This window comes from Pseudomonas sp. LFM046 (assembly GCF_000949385.2).
In the GTDB taxonomy this organism is placed as follows: Bacteria; Pseudomonadota; Gammaproteobacteria; order Pseudomonadales; family Pseudomonadaceae; genus Metapseudomonas.
Map to the genome: position 1 here is coordinate 889,385 of NZ_JYKO02000001.1, position 15,199 is coordinate 904,583.

Annotated in this window: 16 protein-coding genes and 1 other RNA gene; 13 read left to right on the top strand and 4 right to left on the bottom strand. The window is 63.4% G+C overall.

The genetic code is table 11. The features are described from left to right. Window positions 1–140 precede the first annotated feature (140 nt). The 5 genes from petA (at window position 141) to TQ98_RS04250 (ending at window position 3,876) form a co-directional block, all read left to right on the top strand. Window positions 141–734 (top strand): ubiquinol-cytochrome c reductase iron-sulfur subunit, encoded by a 594-nt coding sequence (petA, locus tag TQ98_RS04230; protein WP_044872066.1) that lies wholly within the window; start codon window positions 141–143, stop codon window positions 732–734. After that, entirely contained in the window at window positions 734–1,945 is a 1,212-nt protein-coding gene (locus tag TQ98_RS04235; RefSeq protein WP_044872065.1) for a cytochrome bc complex cytochrome b subunit, read from the top strand. The genes petA and TQ98_RS04235 overlap by 1 nt, the downstream gene beginning before the upstream one ends. Beyond that, window positions 1,945–2,727, top strand: a complete 783-nt coding sequence (locus TQ98_RS04240; RefSeq protein WP_044872064.1) for a cytochrome c1 — start codon at window positions 1,945–1,947, stop codon at window positions 2,725–2,727. The genes TQ98_RS04235 and TQ98_RS04240 overlap by 1 nt, the downstream gene beginning before the upstream one ends. Before the next feature lie 90 nt (window positions 2,728–2,817). After that, window positions 2,818–3,435, top strand: a complete 618-nt coding sequence (locus tag TQ98_RS04245; RefSeq protein WP_044872063.1) for a glutathione S-transferase N-terminal domain-containing protein — start codon at window positions 2,818–2,820, stop codon at window positions 3,433–3,435. Window positions 3,436–3,444: 9 nt separating this feature from the next. Then, a complete protein-coding gene (locus TQ98_RS04250) occupies window positions 3,445–3,876 on the top strand; it encodes a ClpXP protease specificity-enhancing factor (RefSeq protein WP_044872062.1) in 432 nt (143 codons plus the stop codon). A gap of 48 nt (window positions 3,877–3,924) precedes the next feature. Here the strand turns inward: TQ98_RS04250 and TQ98_RS04255 are convergent, their stop codons facing one another. The 4 genes from TQ98_RS04255 to TQ98_RS04270 are packed head-to-tail and all read right to left on the bottom strand — an operon-like array spanning window position 3,925 to window position 7,250. Continuing rightward, window positions 3,925–4,455: a BON domain-containing protein gene (locus TQ98_RS04255; protein WP_044872061.1), complete on the bottom strand. Its 531-nt coding sequence runs from the start codon at window positions 4,453–4,455 to the stop codon at window positions 3,925–3,927. Continuing rightward, window positions 4,452–5,045 (bottom strand): phosphoheptose isomerase, encoded by a 594-nt coding sequence (locus TQ98_RS04260; protein WP_044872060.1) that lies wholly within the window; start codon window positions 5,043–5,045, stop codon window positions 4,452–4,454. Before TQ98_RS04260 ends, TQ98_RS04255 begins: the two co-directional genes overlap by 4 nt. A 28-nt stretch (window positions 5,046–5,073) precedes the next feature. Beyond that, on the bottom strand, window positions 5,074–5,442 hold the full coding sequence (locus tag TQ98_RS04265; protein WP_044872059.1) for a YraN family protein: 369 nt from the start codon (window positions 5,440–5,442) through the stop codon (window positions 5,074–5,076). Further along, on the bottom strand, window positions 5,439–7,250 hold the full coding sequence (locus TQ98_RS04270; RefSeq protein WP_044872058.1) for a penicillin-binding protein activator: 1,812 nt from the start codon (window positions 7,248–7,250) through the stop codon (window positions 5,439–5,441). The genes TQ98_RS04265 and TQ98_RS04270 overlap by 4 nt, the downstream gene beginning before the upstream one ends. A 120-nt stretch (window positions 7,251–7,370) precedes the next feature. Between TQ98_RS04270 and rsmI the strand changes: the two genes are divergently transcribed. The 8 genes from rsmI to murF all read left to right on the top strand — a co-directional run bounded on the left by rsmI (window position 7,371) and on the right by murF (window position 15,198). Then, on the top strand, window positions 7,371–8,243 hold the full coding sequence (gene rsmI, locus TQ98_RS04275) for a 16S rRNA (cytidine(1402)-2'-O)-methyltransferase (RefSeq protein WP_044872057.1): 873 nt from the start codon (window positions 7,371–7,373) through the stop codon (window positions 8,241–8,243). A 40-nt stretch (window positions 8,244–8,283) separates the two neighbouring features. Continuing rightward, window positions 8,284–8,641, top strand: an RNA gene (gene rnpB / locus TQ98_RS04280) — RNase P RNA component class A. Between the two features lie 317 nt (window positions 8,642–8,958). Next, window positions 8,959–9,414, top strand: a complete 456-nt coding sequence (mraZ, locus tag TQ98_RS04285) for a division/cell wall cluster transcriptional repressor MraZ (protein WP_044872056.1) — start codon at window positions 8,959–8,961, stop codon at window positions 9,412–9,414. Beyond that, a complete protein-coding gene (gene rsmH, locus TQ98_RS04290) occupies window positions 9,411–10,358 on the top strand; it encodes a 16S rRNA (cytosine(1402)-N(4))-methyltransferase RsmH (protein WP_044872055.1) in 948 nt (315 codons plus the stop codon). Before mraZ ends, rsmH begins: the two co-directional genes overlap by 4 nt. Then, the gene (ftsL, locus tag TQ98_RS04295; RefSeq protein WP_044872054.1) at window positions 10,355–10,648 is read left to right on the top strand and encodes a cell division protein FtsL; all 294 of its coding nucleotides are present in this window, start codon (window positions 10,355–10,357) and stop codon (window positions 10,646–10,648) included. The genes rsmH and ftsL overlap by 4 nt, the downstream gene beginning before the upstream one ends. Further along, the gene (locus tag TQ98_RS04300) at window positions 10,648–12,378 is read left to right on the top strand and encodes a penicillin-binding protein 2 (protein WP_177410206.1); all 1,731 of its coding nucleotides are present in this window, start codon (window positions 10,648–10,650) and stop codon (window positions 12,376–12,378) included. Before ftsL ends, TQ98_RS04300 begins: the two co-directional genes overlap by 1 nt. After that, window positions 12,378–13,841, top strand: a complete 1,464-nt coding sequence (gene murE, locus TQ98_RS04305) for a UDP-N-acetylmuramoyl-L-alanyl-D-glutamate--2,6-diaminopimelate ligase (RefSeq protein ID WP_044872052.1) — start codon at window positions 12,378–12,380, stop codon at window positions 13,839–13,841. Before TQ98_RS04300 ends, murE begins: the two co-directional genes overlap by 1 nt. Continuing rightward, complete coding sequence (gene murF, locus TQ98_RS04310) at window positions 13,834–15,198, top strand: UDP-N-acetylmuramoyl-tripeptide--D-alanyl-D-alanine ligase (protein ID WP_044872051.1); 1,365 nt, start codon at window positions 13,834–13,836, stop codon at window positions 15,196–15,198. Before murE ends, murF begins: the two co-directional genes overlap by 8 nt. Window position 15,199: the final 1 nt, after the last annotated feature.

Here is a 15,199-nt window from a genome sequence, read left to right on the forward strand (position 1 = left end):
TTCCAGCAGATTTGTATCCGGCTATTACCTTGTCAGCAAAGGGGGTTTTCTTTACCATTTGGCGAATTTTTTGCGCGGCTCGATTTTTTACCTAGTAAAGGCCTGAATAACAGGCCTAGTAGCTGATGGGAGACGACTGAATGAGCAATGACGGCGTGAATGCAGGCCGGCGTCGCTTCCTCGTAGCGGCCACGTCCGTGGTTGGTGCGGCGGGAGCGGTAGGGGTTGCGGTCCCGTTCGTGGGGTCATGGCTGCCCAGTGCCAAGGCCAAGGCCGCGGGTGCCCCGGTCAAGGTGAATATAAGCAAGGTCGAAGCAGGCCAGCAGATCATCGCCGAATGGCGTGGTCAGCCGGTGTTCATCGTGCGTCGTACCGAGGAAATTCTGGCGAACCTGCCGAAGATCCACGACCGCATGGCCGACCCGGAATCCAAGGTTTCGGTACAGCCGACCTACGTGGACCCGGTGAGCCGTTCGATCAAGCCTGAAATCCTGGTGCTGGTCGGCATCTGCACCCACCTGGGCTGCTCGCCGTCCTTCCGTCCGGAAGTCGCGCCGGCTGACCTGGGTGCCGAGTGGGTCGGTGGCTACTTCTGCCCGTGCCACGGTTCCCGCTACGACCTCGCCGGTCGTGTCTACAAGGCGCAGCCCGCGCCTATAAACCTGCCGGTGCCGCCGCACTCGTACGAGTCGGACGACGTCATCATCGTCGGTGTGGATCAGGAGAAGGCCTGATGAGCAAATTCATGGAATGGGTCGATGCGCGCTTCCCCGCGACCAAGATGTGGGAAGACCATCTGAGCAAGTACTACGCCCCGAAGAACTTCAACTTCTTCTACTTCTTCGGTTCGCTGGCACTGCTGGTACTGGTCAACCAGATCCTCACCGGGATCTGGCTGACAATGAGCTTCACCCCGTCCGCCGAAGAAGCCTTTGCGTCCGTTGAGTACATCATGCGCGACGTGGAGTACGGCTGGATCATCCGCTACCTGCACTCCACCGGTGCATCGGCGTTCTTCATCGTTGTCTACCTGCACATGTTCCGCGGTCTGCTCTACGGCTCCTACCAGAAGCCGCGTGAGCTGGTGTGGATCTTCGGCATGCTGATCTACCTCGCCCTGATGGCCGAGGCCTTCATGGGCTACCTGCTGCCCTGGGGCCAGATGTCCTACTGGGGTGCCCAGGTGATCATCTCGCTGTTCGGTGCGATTCCGGTGGTGGGCGCTGACCTGACCCAGTGGATTCGTGGTGACTACCTGATCTCCGGTATCACTCTGAACCGCTTCTTCGCCCTGCACGTGATCGCCCTGCCGATCGTCCTGCTCGGCCTGGTGGTGCTGCACATCCTGGCGCTGCATGAAGTGGGTTCGAACAACCCGGACGGCGTGGACATCAAGAAGAAGAAGGACGAGAACGGCATTCCGCTGGACGGCATCGCGTTCCACCCCTACTACTCCGTGAAAGACATCGTCGGCGTGGTGGTGTTCCTCTTCGTGTTCTGCTTCGTGGTGTTCTTCTTCCCGGAAATGGGCGGTTACTTCCTCGAGAAGCCGAACTTCGAACAGGCCAACCCGTTCAAGACGCCTGAGCACATCGCACCGGTTTGGTACTTCACTCCGTTCTACGCGATCCTTCGTGCGGTACCGGACAAGCTGATGGGCGTAATCGCCATGGGCGCCGCCATCGCCATCCTGTTCGTCCTGCCGTGGCTGGACCGCAGCCCTGTGAAGTCCATGCGCTACAAGGGCTGGCTGAGCAAGATCTGGTTGCTGGTGTTCTGCATCGCCTTCGTCATCCTCGGCGTGCTGGGTGTACTGGCGCCGACTCCGGGCCGTACGCTGATGTCGCAGGTGTGCACCACCCTGTACTTCGCGTACTTCATCCTGATGCCGTTCTACACAAGGATGGAAAAAACCAAACCGGTACCGGAAAGGGTAACAGGCTGATGAAAAAGCTATTTGCTGCATTTGTTTTCGCTGCACTGCCGGCTTTCTCCTTTGCCGCCGGTGGTCACGATGTCCATCTGGACAAGGTCGACATCGACCTGACTGACAAGGCTGCCATGCAGGATGGCGCGCGTACCTTCGCGAACTACTGCATGGGCTGCCACAGTGCCAAGTTCCAGCGCTACGAGCGTGTGGCCAAGGACCTGGGCATTCCTGAAGAGCTGATGATGGAGAACCTGGTCCTCACTGGCGCCAAGATTGGCGACCACATGAAGGTCGGTATGCAGCCTCAGGACGCCAAGGCGTGGTTCGGTGCGGCTCCGCCGGACCTGACCCTGGTAGCTCGTGTGCGTGGCACCGACTGGCTGTACAGCTACCTGCGTTCCTTCTACGAAGATCCTGCGCGTCCGTGGGGCGTGAACAACAAGGTCTTCCCGAACGTTGGTATGCCGAACGTTCTGGTTAGCCTGCAGGGCCGTCAGGTAGTTGGTTGCAAGCAGGTTCAAGCGGTTGAGGACGGTAAGAAGCAGTTCGACCCGCTGACCGGTGCTCCGATCACCCACGAAGCCTGCGATCAGCTGACCGTACTGCCGAAGACCGGCAAGCTGACCGAAGCGGAGTTCGACGAGAAGATCCAGAACCTGGTGACCTTCCTCGCCTACTCGGCCAACCCGGTCAAACTGGAAAGCCAGCGTATCGGTACCTACGTGCTGCTGTACCTGGCGTTCTTCTTCGTGTTCGCCTACCTGCTCAAGCGCGAGTACTGGAAGGACGTGCACTGATACACTGCTGCATTGTTGTAAAAAAGCGCGCGCCCTTCTCGGGCGCGCGCGTCTTTTTGCCTCTGAATAATCCCAAGTGAGGAGGGCGCAATGGCCGTCACCAACAGGCTGGCCTGTTACTCCGACCCTGCCGACCACTACTCCCATCGCGTGCGCATCGTGCTCGCCGAGAAGGGGGTCGCTGCCGAGATCATCAATGTCGAGCCGGGGCGCTGCCCGCCCAAGCTGGCCGAGGTCAATCCTTACGGCAGCGTGCCGACTTTGGTGGATCGCGATCTGGCACTCTACGAGTCCACCGTGGTGATGGAGTATCTCGAAGAACGCTATCCCCACCCGCCACTGCTACCGGTTTATCCCGTCGCCCGGGCTAATAGTCGGCTGCTTATCCATCGCGTGCAGCGCGATTGGTGTTCCCTGGTCGATCGAATCCTTGATCCGCGCAGCAAGGATGCCGACAAGGCAGTTGCACGCAAGGAGCTCCGTGAAAGCCTGACGGGCGTTTCGCCGCTCTTTGCGGACAAGCCCTACTTTCTGAGCGAAGATTTCAGTCTGGTGGACTGCTGCCTGCTGCCGATCCTCTGGCGCCTTCCCGTCCTCGGGATCGAGCTGCCTCGCCCGGCCAAGCCCCTCCTGGATTACATGGAGCGTGCATTCGCTCGTGATTCCTTCCAGGCCAGCCTTTCCGCCGCAGAGCGCGAAATGCGCTGAGGAGACCCCATGAACTCCAGTCGTCCCTATCTGGTTCGCGCCCTCTACGAGTGGATCGTCGACAACAACTGCACTCCGCACCTGCTGGTCAACGCCGAGCACGTCGGCGTGCGCGTGCCGCCCGGTTACGCCAATGACGGCCAGATCGTGCTCAACGTATCCCCCAGCGCAGTGCGCCATTTGCACATGGACAATGAAGCGGTGAGCTTCGAAGGGCGTTTTGGTGGAGTTGCCCACAGCCTCTACGTTCCGTCGGCTGCGGTGATGGCTATCTACGCCCGGGAGAATGGCCAGGGCATGGTCTTCGACCTTGAACCGCCATTACCGGGCGACGATGACCAGGGGCCGGATGATGATGGTCCCAGCGGCGGTGAGCCGCCGGCTTCGGGAGGTGAGCCCTCGCGTCCCAGTGGCCGGCCAAGCCTGAAAGTGGTCAAGTAATAAAAAAGGCGATCCATCGGATCGCCTTTTTTGTGCCTGCCGCAAGGGTCAGTTGGTGTACTCGAAGAGCCGAACAATCTTCTGCACGCCCGAGACGCCCTGGACGATGCTGGTTGCCAGCTGTGCTTCCTGGCGGGTGACCAGGCCCAGCAGGTAGACGATGCCGTTTTCGGTAACCACTTTGATCTGCGAGCTGGGCACTTTCTCGTCCGCCAGCAGTTGGGTGGTGACCTTGGTGGTGATGGTGCTGTCGTTCATGCGCGCCAGGGTGGAGGAGGGCGGCAGGATCTGCAGCTCGTTGTGCACGCGACGCACGCCCTGGGCGCTCTGGGCTGCCTGGCCGGCCAGCTCCTTGAGGTCGGCGCGTGGCGTCTGGCCGGCGAGCAAGACCACGCCGTTGTAGCTGGCGACGACAACGTGAGAGTTGGTCTTCAGGTCGGGGCTGGCAGCTTCGACCTTGGCGCGCACCTTGGAAGGCATGGACTGGTCGTCGATGGTCTTGCCGATGGTGCGTCCGCCGCAGCCGGAAAGGGCGAGGCAGAGGGCGAGGCCGGCGAGGATCAGGGGGGAACGGGTCATTCTTCACTCCCAAACAGTTGACGGTCGATCAGGTCGCAGAGGCAATGGATGGTCAGGAGGTGCACTTCCTGGATGCGCGCAGTGATCTTGGAGGGCACGCGGATTTCCACGTCCTCTGGCAGGAGCAGCGAGGCCATGCCGCCGCCGTCGCGGCCGGTCAGGGCCACCACGACCATTTCGCGATCGTGGGCGGCCTGGATGGCCTGGATCACGTTGGCCGAGTTGCCGCTGGTGGAGATGGCCAGCAGTACGTCGCCCGGCTGGCCGAGGGCGCGGATCTGCTTGGAGAAAACTTCGTTGTAGCTGTAGTCGTTGGCGATCGATGTGATGGTCGAGCTGTCGGTAGTCAACGCAATGGCGGGCAGGCTTGGGCGCTCGCGCTCGAAGCGGTTGAGCAGTTCCGAGGAGAAGTGCTGGGCGTCGCCGGCCGAGCCGCCGTTGCCGCAGGACAGGATCTTGCCCTCATTGAGCAGCGCGTGGACCATCACCATGCTGCCGTGCTCGATGTGCGGGGCCAGCAGTTCCATGGCCTGCAGCTTGGTGTCGATGCTGGCCTGGAAGAGTTGGCGAATACGGGGTTGCATGTCCATCGGGTAAGACCTTCAGTGGGGCGACCGATCAGGTGTCGAAAGCGTTCTTCAGCCAGGTCAGTCGCGGGGGTGAATCACCGTCCATTGCATCGACGGCAATCACATCAAATCGACAAGGGTATTTTGCCCAGCGGGATTCCTGTTGGAGGAACTGCTGGGCGGCGTATGCCAGTTTTTCTCGCTTGCGGGCATCGACGCTCTCGACTGCGCCTCCCCAGCCGGCGTGACGCCGGTAGCGGACTTCGGCGAATACTACTGTATCGCCGTCAAGCATGACCAGATCGAGCTCGCCGCGCCGACACAGCCAGTTCTGGGACAACAAACGCAGCCCATTTGCTTCGAGGTGGGCGCGGGCAAGGGCTTCGGCCGCCTGCCCGCGAGCACGTCGGTCGGTCAAGAGTCGCTGTCTTTCAGTTGCTGGACCTGGCCGTCGCGGAACTCCGCCCAGGGCAGTTGGCGCTCGACGCGGCGCGCGGGGCTGAGGCTCAAGCGGCCAGACAGTCCATCCACCTGGGATTCCGGCAGGGCCTTCAACTGATTCAGGCGCGGTGCCAGGCGGTAGGCATCGGCGCCCATGGCGTAGAGGCGGCCGAGGCTGCCGGCTGCCTGCGGCCACTGGCTGCCTACCTGCTGGCGAATCGGGTCGTTGCTGTTCAGCAGCCAGGGGGTTTCGCAGAAGCGGATGCCGTTCAGGTCCTGGTACTGGGACGGGTCGTTGCTCGCGGAATAGAGGTGGGAAGTGGCGTAGACCGGCACGTCCCCTGCGTACTGGAAGGCCAGGGTCGGCTTGATCTGCTGGGCCTGCTGCGGAGTGGCGGCCAGGAAGATGAAATCCACATCCTGGCGGCGTGCGGGTTGCGCAGTCACCGGAACGCCCAGGGTGTTCTGCAGGCGCTTGGCGCGGGCCTCGCTTTCGCGGAGCTGGAAGAGGTCGGCGATCTGCTGGGCCAGGGCGACCGGCTGGTCGACATGTTCGGCAGCGATCAGGCGGCCGCCTTCTGCTTGCCAGCTCTGCTGGAATGCACGGAGGACGCGATCACCCCAATCGCCACGAGGAACAAGGGCAACGGCGCTGCGCATGCCGTCGGCCCAGGCGCGACGGGCTACTTCGCGGGCTTCATCCTCGGCGGCGAGGCCGAACTGGAAAAGCTGGGCTGGGGCTTCCTGGCCGGAGTCGCTGTAGTTCAGGGCCAGGGTGGTGATGGGCAGTTGCTCGCGGGCGCTGAGCTGCTTCACGAGCGGTTTTTCCAGTGGGCCGACCACCAGTTGAACGCCATCGGCCTGCGCCTGGCGGTAGAAGTCGTCGATCGAGGTCAGTTTCGAGCTGTCGTAGAGCTCGATGGTCGGCTGCGGTTGGCCGGACTGCTTGGCCTGGTAATGGGCAGCCAGGAAACCGTCACGCAGGGCGCGGGCGACCGACGCCAACTGGCCTTCCTGAGGCAACAGCAGGGCGATCTTGGTCAGCGGCTGGCCTGCGAGCTCCTTCAGTTTGGTCAGGGGTTGGGGCAGTTGCTTGGCGGCTGGGTGATCCGGATTCTGCGCACGCCAGTTGTCGATCGCTGCTTGCTGCTGCTCCAGGGTGGAGGAGGTCTTGGTCAGGCGCGCCAGCTGCAGCCAGCCAGCCAGATCCTTGTCAGCGGCACCTTGCAGTTGGTCCACCGGCAGGCTGGAAACCAGCGTCCAGATGGCTTCGTGGTTGGCATTCGCGGCTTCGCCACTCAGCAGCGGCGCAATAAAGACACGTTCACGGGCGGCGGCAAGGGTCTGGCCGTCAGCCTCCTGGGCGCGCGCGCGGACCAGTTGGGTGCGGACCTGCTGCTCCACCGGCAGCTCCGCCAGGTGCTCAAGGCTCGGGTGGCTCAAGGCTTTCAGGGCGCTCTTGGGCTGGTTGCGAGCCATGGCGAGTTCGGCGGCGAGCGTGCTGGCAAAAATTTGTTGGGCGGGTTTCAGGCCGTCCAGCGGAATCTGCTCCAGGATTCGCGCCGAGCGGCCGATGTCCTGCTGCTGGTAGGCGAGGTCCGCGGCGGAGAGGCGCAGCAGTGCGGCTTCTTCCGGCTCCGCTGTGCTGGCTTGCTGCAGCAGTTGCTCGATGCTGGCCTGGGGTGTGCGGGGCAGTTCGCCAAGGCTGGACGAGGGCGAGCTGGCGCAGGCAGCCAGCAGGCCGGCGAGGCAGAGGGCGGAGAGCGGACGCAGGCAAGCGATCATTTATCGGTCCCGATACTCGTGAAAGAAAGGCGCAATTGTACCCAAGCCCCGGTTGAGGCGCGATGTCGGGCCGGCGAATAGGGATACAATGCGCGCTTTCAGTATTTTCCGAGGTGCCTTGTGACTCATTCCTCCGCCGCTGGCAGCGTTTTCGGCACCCTCTATGTAGTCGCAACGCCCATCGGTAACCTGGACGACATCAGCGCCAGGGCCTTGCGGGTGTTGCGCGAGGTGACCCTGATTGCGGCTGAGGACACTCGGCATTCCGTTCGCCTGCTGCAACATTTCGGCATCGATACGCCTCTGGCTGCCTGTCACGAGCACAACGAACGTGACCAGGGTGGGCGCTTCCTGGCTCGGTTACAGGCGGGGGAGGACGTGGCGCTGATATCCGACGCGGGCACGCCGCTGATTTCCGACCCCGGGTTCCATCTGGTGCGGCAGGCGCGCGCGGCAGGTATCGCTGTGGTGCCGGTGCCGGGGGCCTGTGCACTTATCGCGGCCCTGTCGGCTGCCGGCCTGCCGTCGGATCGCTTCATCTTCGAAGGTTTCCTGCCAGCCAAGGCCAACGCCCGGCGTGGTCGACTGGAAGAGATAAAGGAAGAGCCCCGCACGCTCATCTTCTACGAGGCACCTCACCGCTTGCTGGAGTCCCTGGAGGATATGCGCAATGTCTTTGGTGGAGATCGCCCGGCGCTGTTGGCGCGGGAGCTGACCAAGACATTCGAGACTCTGAAGGGCGCTCCTCTGGACGAGTTGTGTGGTTGGGTGGCGGCTGACTCCAACCAGCAGCGTGGTGAGTGTGTGGTGCTGGTGGGGGGCTGGCAGGCGCCGGAAGGCGAAGGTGCTCTGAGCGCTGAAGCGCTGCGGGTGCTCGATCTGTTGCTGGGCGAACTGCCGGTCAAGCGCGCGGCAGCGTTGGCAGCCGAGATCACCGGTGTTCGCAAGAATCTGCTCTATCAGGCCGCTCTCGAGCGGCAGGGTGATTCCTGAGCTTGTTCTTGAAGGCCGCTGCCGTTAACCTTGGCGGCGGAGAGTCGATCGGACAGTCGCTGTCTCATATCGTTCAACGGTATGGGAGGGAGGAAAGTCCGGGCTCCACAGGGCGGAGTGCCAGGTAACGCCTGGGAGGCGCAAGCCTACGGAAAGTGCCACAGAAAATAACCGCCTAAGCGCGCAAGCGCCGGTAAGGGTGAAAAGGTGCGGTAAGAGCGCACCGCACGACTGGCAACAGTTCGTGGCTAGGCAAACCCCACTCGGAGCAAGACCAAATAGGAATCCATGGCGTGGCCCGCGTCGGATTCGGGTAGGTTGCTAAAGGCTGTCAGTGATGGCAGCCGTAGATGAATGACTGTCCTCGACAGAACCCGGCTTACAGATCGACTCTCTGCTTCTCTTTTCCCTTCTTTAGTTTTGCCTCGCTCTATTCCCCTCCGTCGAAATACCGAAAAGATCTTACTCTTAACAATTTACTTTAAGTTCCAGGTTCAGCCTCCTGTAAGTGTTGGATTTTGTTCCTCCTTTGGCTCGGAAAAACCGTCCAAAACCCCGCCTGGCCCTCGCTAAATTGCCGTCCTGTAAGGAATTTTCCGCTTTTGCCCGCCTTGACGGTGGGGCTGGCGCATTTCTATAGTGTGCGGAAGTGGAGCGAAGTGGGTAGAAGTGGGAATTACTGGCACGGAAAGCCAATCAAAGGGGAAGCGCAGCCTTGTTTCGCGGAGCTAACGCCATCAGTCTCGACACGAAGGGGCGACTCGCGATGCCTAGCCGGTATCGTGACGAGCTCATGTCGCGTTGTGGCGGACAGCTCATCGTTACCATCGACGCCGTCGATCCCTGTCTGACTGTCTATCCCCTGCCTGAATGGGAGCTCATCGAGGCCAAGCTGCGTGAGCTGCCTTCCCTGCGCGAAGAAACGCGCCGCCTGCAACGTCTGCTGATCGGTAATGCCGTTGACCTGGAGCTGGACAGCGCCGGGCGATTCCTGGTCCCGCCGCGCCTGCGCGAGCACGCCAGGCTGGACAAGCGGGCGATGCTGGTCGGCCAACTGAACAAATTTCAACTGTGGGATGAGGATGCCTGGAACGCGATTTCCGAGGCAGATCTCATGGCAATCAAACAACCCGGCGGTCTGCCGGATGAACTACGTGACCTAATCCTGTGAGCGCAACCAGCAGCTTCCGCCATATCACCGTACTGCTCGAAGAGGCTGTGGATGGGCTCGCCCTGCGCACGGATGGCTGCTACCTGGACGGAACCTTCGGGCGAGGTGGGCATAGCCGCCTCATTCTGGAGCGGCTCGGGCCGGGTGGGCGCTTGCTGGGATTCGATAAAGACCCGCAAGCGATTGCGGCGGGGCAAGCTCTGGCGGCCGATGACGGCCGCTTTGTCATTGTGCAGCGGAGCTTTGCCGAGCTTGGCGAAGAGGTGCACGCACTTGGCCTGGACGGCAAGGTGGACGGCGTCCTGCTGGACCTTGGCGTGTCTTCGCCGCAACTGGACGACCCGGAGCGTGGCTTCAGCTTCCTCAATGACGGCCCACTGGACATGCGCATGAATCCCGATCGCGGCCAGAGTGCCGCGCAGTGGATCGCCACCGCCAGCGAGGACGAGATCGCCCGTGTATTCAAGGATTACGGCGAAGAGCGTTTCGCCAAGCGCATGGCGCGCGCAGTGGTACAGCGCCGTACCGAGAAACCTTTCGAGCGCACTGCTGACCTGGCTGCTGTGCTCGCCGCCGCGAACCCGGCCTGGGAAAAGGGCAAGAACCCTGCGACCCGCGCGTTCCAAGGCATTCGCATTCACGTCAACAACGAGCTGGGTGACCTGGAGCAGGGGCTGGATGCCGCGCTCGAGGCCCTCGCCGTCGGCGGCCGCCTGGTTGTGATCAGCTTCCATTCCCTGGAAGACCGCATCGTCAAGCAGTTCATGCGCAAGCATGCCAAGGGTGAAGCCGACAAACTGCCTCGCGACCTCCCGGTTCGCCAGGCCGCCTTCGAGCCACGCCTGAAACTGCTGGGCAAGCCGCAGTACGCCTCCGAGGAAGAACTGAAAGCCAACCCGCGCTCCCGCAGCGCGGTCATGCGCGTGGCGGAGAAGCTCAGATGAGCCGCCTCTACGCCAAGCCCCTACCCGGCGGCAGCCTGGTGATGCTGCTGATGTTCATCGGCGTGCTGCTGTCCGCCATCGCGGTGTCCTACAGCGCTCACTGGAATCGCAAACTGCTCAACGAGCTCTATGCGGAACTCAGCGTGCGTGACAAGGCCCAGGCCGAATGGGGGCGCCTGATCCTCGAGCAGAGCACCTGGACCGCCCACAACCGCATCGAGTCCCTGGCCAGCGAGCAGCTCAAGATGCGCATCCCTGATCCGGCTGAAGTGCGGATGGTGGCGCCATGATGAAGCTCGAAGGCGCTCTCTATCCGTGGCGCTTCCGCATTGTGCTGGGCTTGCTCGCGCTCATGGTCGGCGCCATTTCCTGGCGCATCGTCGATCTGCATGTGATCGACCATGATTTCCTCCAGGCCCATGGCGATGCGCGCAGCGTGCGCCATATCCCGATCCCCGCCCATCGTGGACTGATCACCGACCGCAACGGCGAGCCCCTTGCCGTCAGTACCCCGGTCACCACCCTCTGGACCAACCCCAAGGACCTGATGGCGCTTCGTGACCAGTGGCCGCGTATCGCTCAGGCGCTGGGACAGGACCCCAAGGCCTTCGCCCAGCGCATCGAGCAGAACGCCAACCGCGAGTTCATGTACCTGATGCGCGGCCTCACCCCGGAACAGGGCCAGGCCATCCTCGACAACAAAGTGCCCGGCGTGTACGCCATCGAGGAATTTCGCCGTTTCTATCCCGCTGGTGAAGTGACCGCCCATGTGGTGGGCTTCACCGACGTCGATGATCATGGTCGCGAAGGTGTCGAGCTGTCCTTCGAGGAGTGGCTGGCCGGCGTCCCCGGCAAGCGGCAGGTCCTCAAGGATCGCCGCGGTCGGCTGATCAAGGACGTCCAGGTTGCCCGCAATGCCAAGCCCGGCAAGGCCCTGGCCCTGTCCATCGATCTGCGCCTTCAATACCTGGCCCATCGGGAGCTGCGCAACGCCCTGGTAGAGAACGGCGCCAAGGCCGGCAGCCTGGTGATCGTCGATGTGAAGACCGGTGAAGTGCTGGCAATGGCCAACCAGCCCACCTACAACCCGAACAATCGCCGCAATCTGCAACCGGCTGCCATGCGCAACCGCGCGATGATCGACGTGTTCGAGCCAGGTTCGACAGTCAAGCCGATTTCCATGGCTGCTGCGCTGGAGACCGGCCGCTGGAAGCCCGAGGACAAGGTCGAGGTGTACCCCGGCTCCCTGCAGATCGGTCGTTACACCATCAAGGACGTGTCCAAGACTGAAGGACCGATCCTCGACCTGACTGGAATCCTGATCAATTCCAGTAACGTCGGCATGAGCAAGATCGCCTTCGATATCGGTGGCGAGACGATTTACGACACCATGCGCAAGCTCGGCCTGGGCCAGGATACCGGCCTCGGCTTCCCGGGCGAGCGCGTCGGCAACCTGCCTAACCACCGTGAGTGGCGCAAAGCTGAAACGGCCACCCTGTCCTATGGCTATGGCCTGTCGACCACCGCCATCCAGCTTGTCCACGCCTACGCCACCCTGGCCAACAATGGCCAGGCTGTACCGCTGTCGATGATCCGCGTGGACAGCGTCCCCGATGGCGCCCAAGCCATCCCGGAAAACGTGGCCAAGACCATGCAGGGCATGCTCCAGCAGGTGGTCGAGGCGCCGCGCGGTGTATTCCGTGCCCAGGTGCCGGGCTACCACGTGTCCGGCAAGAGTGGCACCGCGCGTAAAGCCAGCGTAGGAACCAAGGGCTACACCCAGAACGCCTACCGCTCGCTGTTCGCCGGCTTCGCCCCTTCCTCCAACCCGCGCATCGCGATGGTGGTGGTGATCGATGAACCCAGCAAGGCGGGCTACTTCGGCGGCCTGGTCTCGGCCCCGGTCTTCGGCAAGGTCATGGCCGGCGCACTGCGGCTGATGAACATCGCGCCGGACAACCTGCCCACCGAGGAACAACAGACCGCGAACGCGGCCACCGGCAAAGGAGGGCGGATCTGATGCCCATGCCACTGAACCAATTACTGCCCCAGGCGCAAGGCGCCACCCTGATTCGCGAACTGACCCTGGACAGCCGCAAGGTGCGTCCGGGTGATCTGTTTCTGGCCGTGCCCGGTGCGCAGCACGACGGCCGTGCCCATATCGCCGACGCTGTCGCCCGTGGCGCTGTCGCCGTGGCCTACGAGGCCGCTGGTGCGCAAGTCGCTGAAATCGCCGGCGCCGAGCTGATCGCAATCAAAGGCCTTGCCGCTCAGCTGTCGGCCATCGCCGGCCGCTTCTATGGCGAGCCGAGCCGTGCTCTGCGCCTGGTGGGCGTTACCGGTACCAACGGCAAGACCAGCGTGAGCCAACTTGTGGCCCAGGCCCTGGACCAGCTCGGCGAGCGCTGCGGCATCGTTGGCACCCTGGGTACCGGCTTCTACGGCGAACTGGAAAGCGGTCGTCACACCACGCCTGATCCCCTGGCTGTGCAGGCTACCCTGGCCGGCTTGAAGCAGGCGGGCGCCCGCGCCGTGGCCATGGAGGTTTCCTCCCACGGCCTGGAGCAGGGCCGCGTGGCCGCACTGGATTTCGACGTGGCGGCATTCACCAACCTGTCCCGCGACCATCTGGATTACCACGGCTCCATGGAGGCTTACGCCGCTGCCAAGGCTCGCCTGTTCGCCTGGCCGAACCTGCGTGCGCGGGTGATCAACCTTGACGACGAGTTCGGGCGCCATCTGGCCTCCGAGCAGCACGAGTCGCGGTTGTTCACCTACAGCCTGGAAGATGCCAACGCCTTCCTTTATTGCCGCAAGGCTACGTTCGACGACCATGGTGTGCGTGCCCAACTGGTCACCCCCCAGGGCGAGGGCCTGCTGCGCAGCCCGCTGCTGGGCCGCTTCAACCTGAGCAACCTGCTGGCCGTGGTCGGCTCGCTGCTGGCCATGGATTACCCGCTGGACGAAGTGCTGCACGTGCTGCCGTCCCTGCAGGGGCCGGTCGGTCGCATGCAGCGCCTGGGTGGCGGCGAGAAGCCCCTGGTGGTGGTGGATTACGCCCATACCCCGGACGCCCTGGAAAAAGTGCTGCAGGCCCTGCGTCCCCATGTGCGCGGGCGCCTGCTCTGCCTGTTCGGCTGCGGTGGCGACCGCGATCGCGGCAAGCGCCCGCTGATGGCTGCCATGGCCGAGCGCCTGGCCGACAGCGTGCTGGTCACTGACGACAACCCCCGCACTGAGGACCCCGCGCAGATCTTCGCAGACATCCGTCCCGGCTTCGCCGATGCGGACAAGGTGCTGTTCGTCGCTGGCCGTGGCCAGGCGATCGCCCAACTGATCGGCGGCGCCGGCGTGGATGACGTCGTCCTGCTGGCCGGCAAGGGGCACGAGGACTACCAGGAAATCGCCGGTGTGCGTCATCCCTTCTCCGATCTGGATGAAGCCGCGAAGGCGCTGGACGCGTGGGAGGTGCCGAATGCTTAAGCACTACCGCCTGTCCGAACTCCTCGGACCGCTGCAGGCCGAACTGGTGGGCGCGGATGTCGCCTTCAGTGGGGTTTCCAGCGACAGCCGCAAGATCGAGCCCGGGCAATTGTTCGTTGCCCTGGTGGGCCCGCGTTTCGATGGTCATGACTACCTGGCAGAAGTTGCTGCCAAAGGTGCTGTGGCCGCATTGGTACAGCGTGAGGTAGCCGGTGCGCCTATCCCGCAGCTGGTGGTGGCCGACACTCGCGAGGGCCTGGGCCGCCTGGGCGCCTATAACCGCGACGGTTTCACCGGCCGCGTTGCTGCGGTGACCGGTTCCAGCGGCAAAACCACCGTCAAGGAAATGCTCGCCAGCATCCTGCGTACTCAGGGTTCCGTCCTGGCCACCCGTGGCAACCTGAACAACGACCTCGGCGTGCCTCTGACCCTGCTGGAACTGGGGGCCGAACACGGCAGCGCGGTGATCGAGCTGGGCGCGTCCCGTGTTGGCGAAATCCTCTACACCGTCGGCCTGACCCGGCCTCAGGTGGCGATCATCAACAACGCCGGCACCGCTCACGTGGGTGAGTTCGGTGGGCCGGACAAGATTGTCGAGGCCAAGGGCGAGATCCTCGAGGGCCTGCCAGCCGATGGCGTGGCGATCCTCAATCGTGATGATCGCGCCTTTGCCACCTGGCACCAGCGCGCTGCCGGCCGCAAGGTGCTGAGCTTTGCCCTGGTCGACACCGGTGCCGACCTGCGTGCCGAGAACCTGACCCGTGATGCCCGCGGCTGCATGGCCTTCAGCCTTCGCGGCGTGGCTGGCGAGGCGGACATCCAGCTCAATCTGTTGGGGGCGCACAACGTCGCCAATGCCCTGGCCGCCGTCGCCGCCGCACACGCCCTGGGCGTGCCGCTGGTCGGGATCAAGGCCGGCCTGGAGAACCTGCAGCCCGTCAAGGGCCGCGCCGTAGCGCAGCTCGCCACCAGCGGCATGCGCGTGATCGACGACAGCTACAACGCCAACCCCGCGTCGATGCTCGCTGCCGTTGATATACTCGCCGGCTTTTCCGGCCGTACCGTCCTGGTGCTCGGGGATATGGGCGAACTCGGCGAATGGGCCGAGCAGGGCCACCGTGAAGTCGGCGAATACGCGCGCGGCAAGGTCAGTGCCTTGTACGCCGTCGGTCCGCTGATGGCGCACGCAGTTGCTGCCTTCGGTGCCCAGGGACGCCACTTCGCCGACCAGGCCAGCCTGATCCAGGCGCTGGCCGGCGAGCAGGACCAAAACACCACAATTCTGATCAAAGGCTCCCGCAGCGCGGCGATGGACAAAGTCGTCGCGGCATTCTGCGGGACGGGGGAGGCTCACTAAT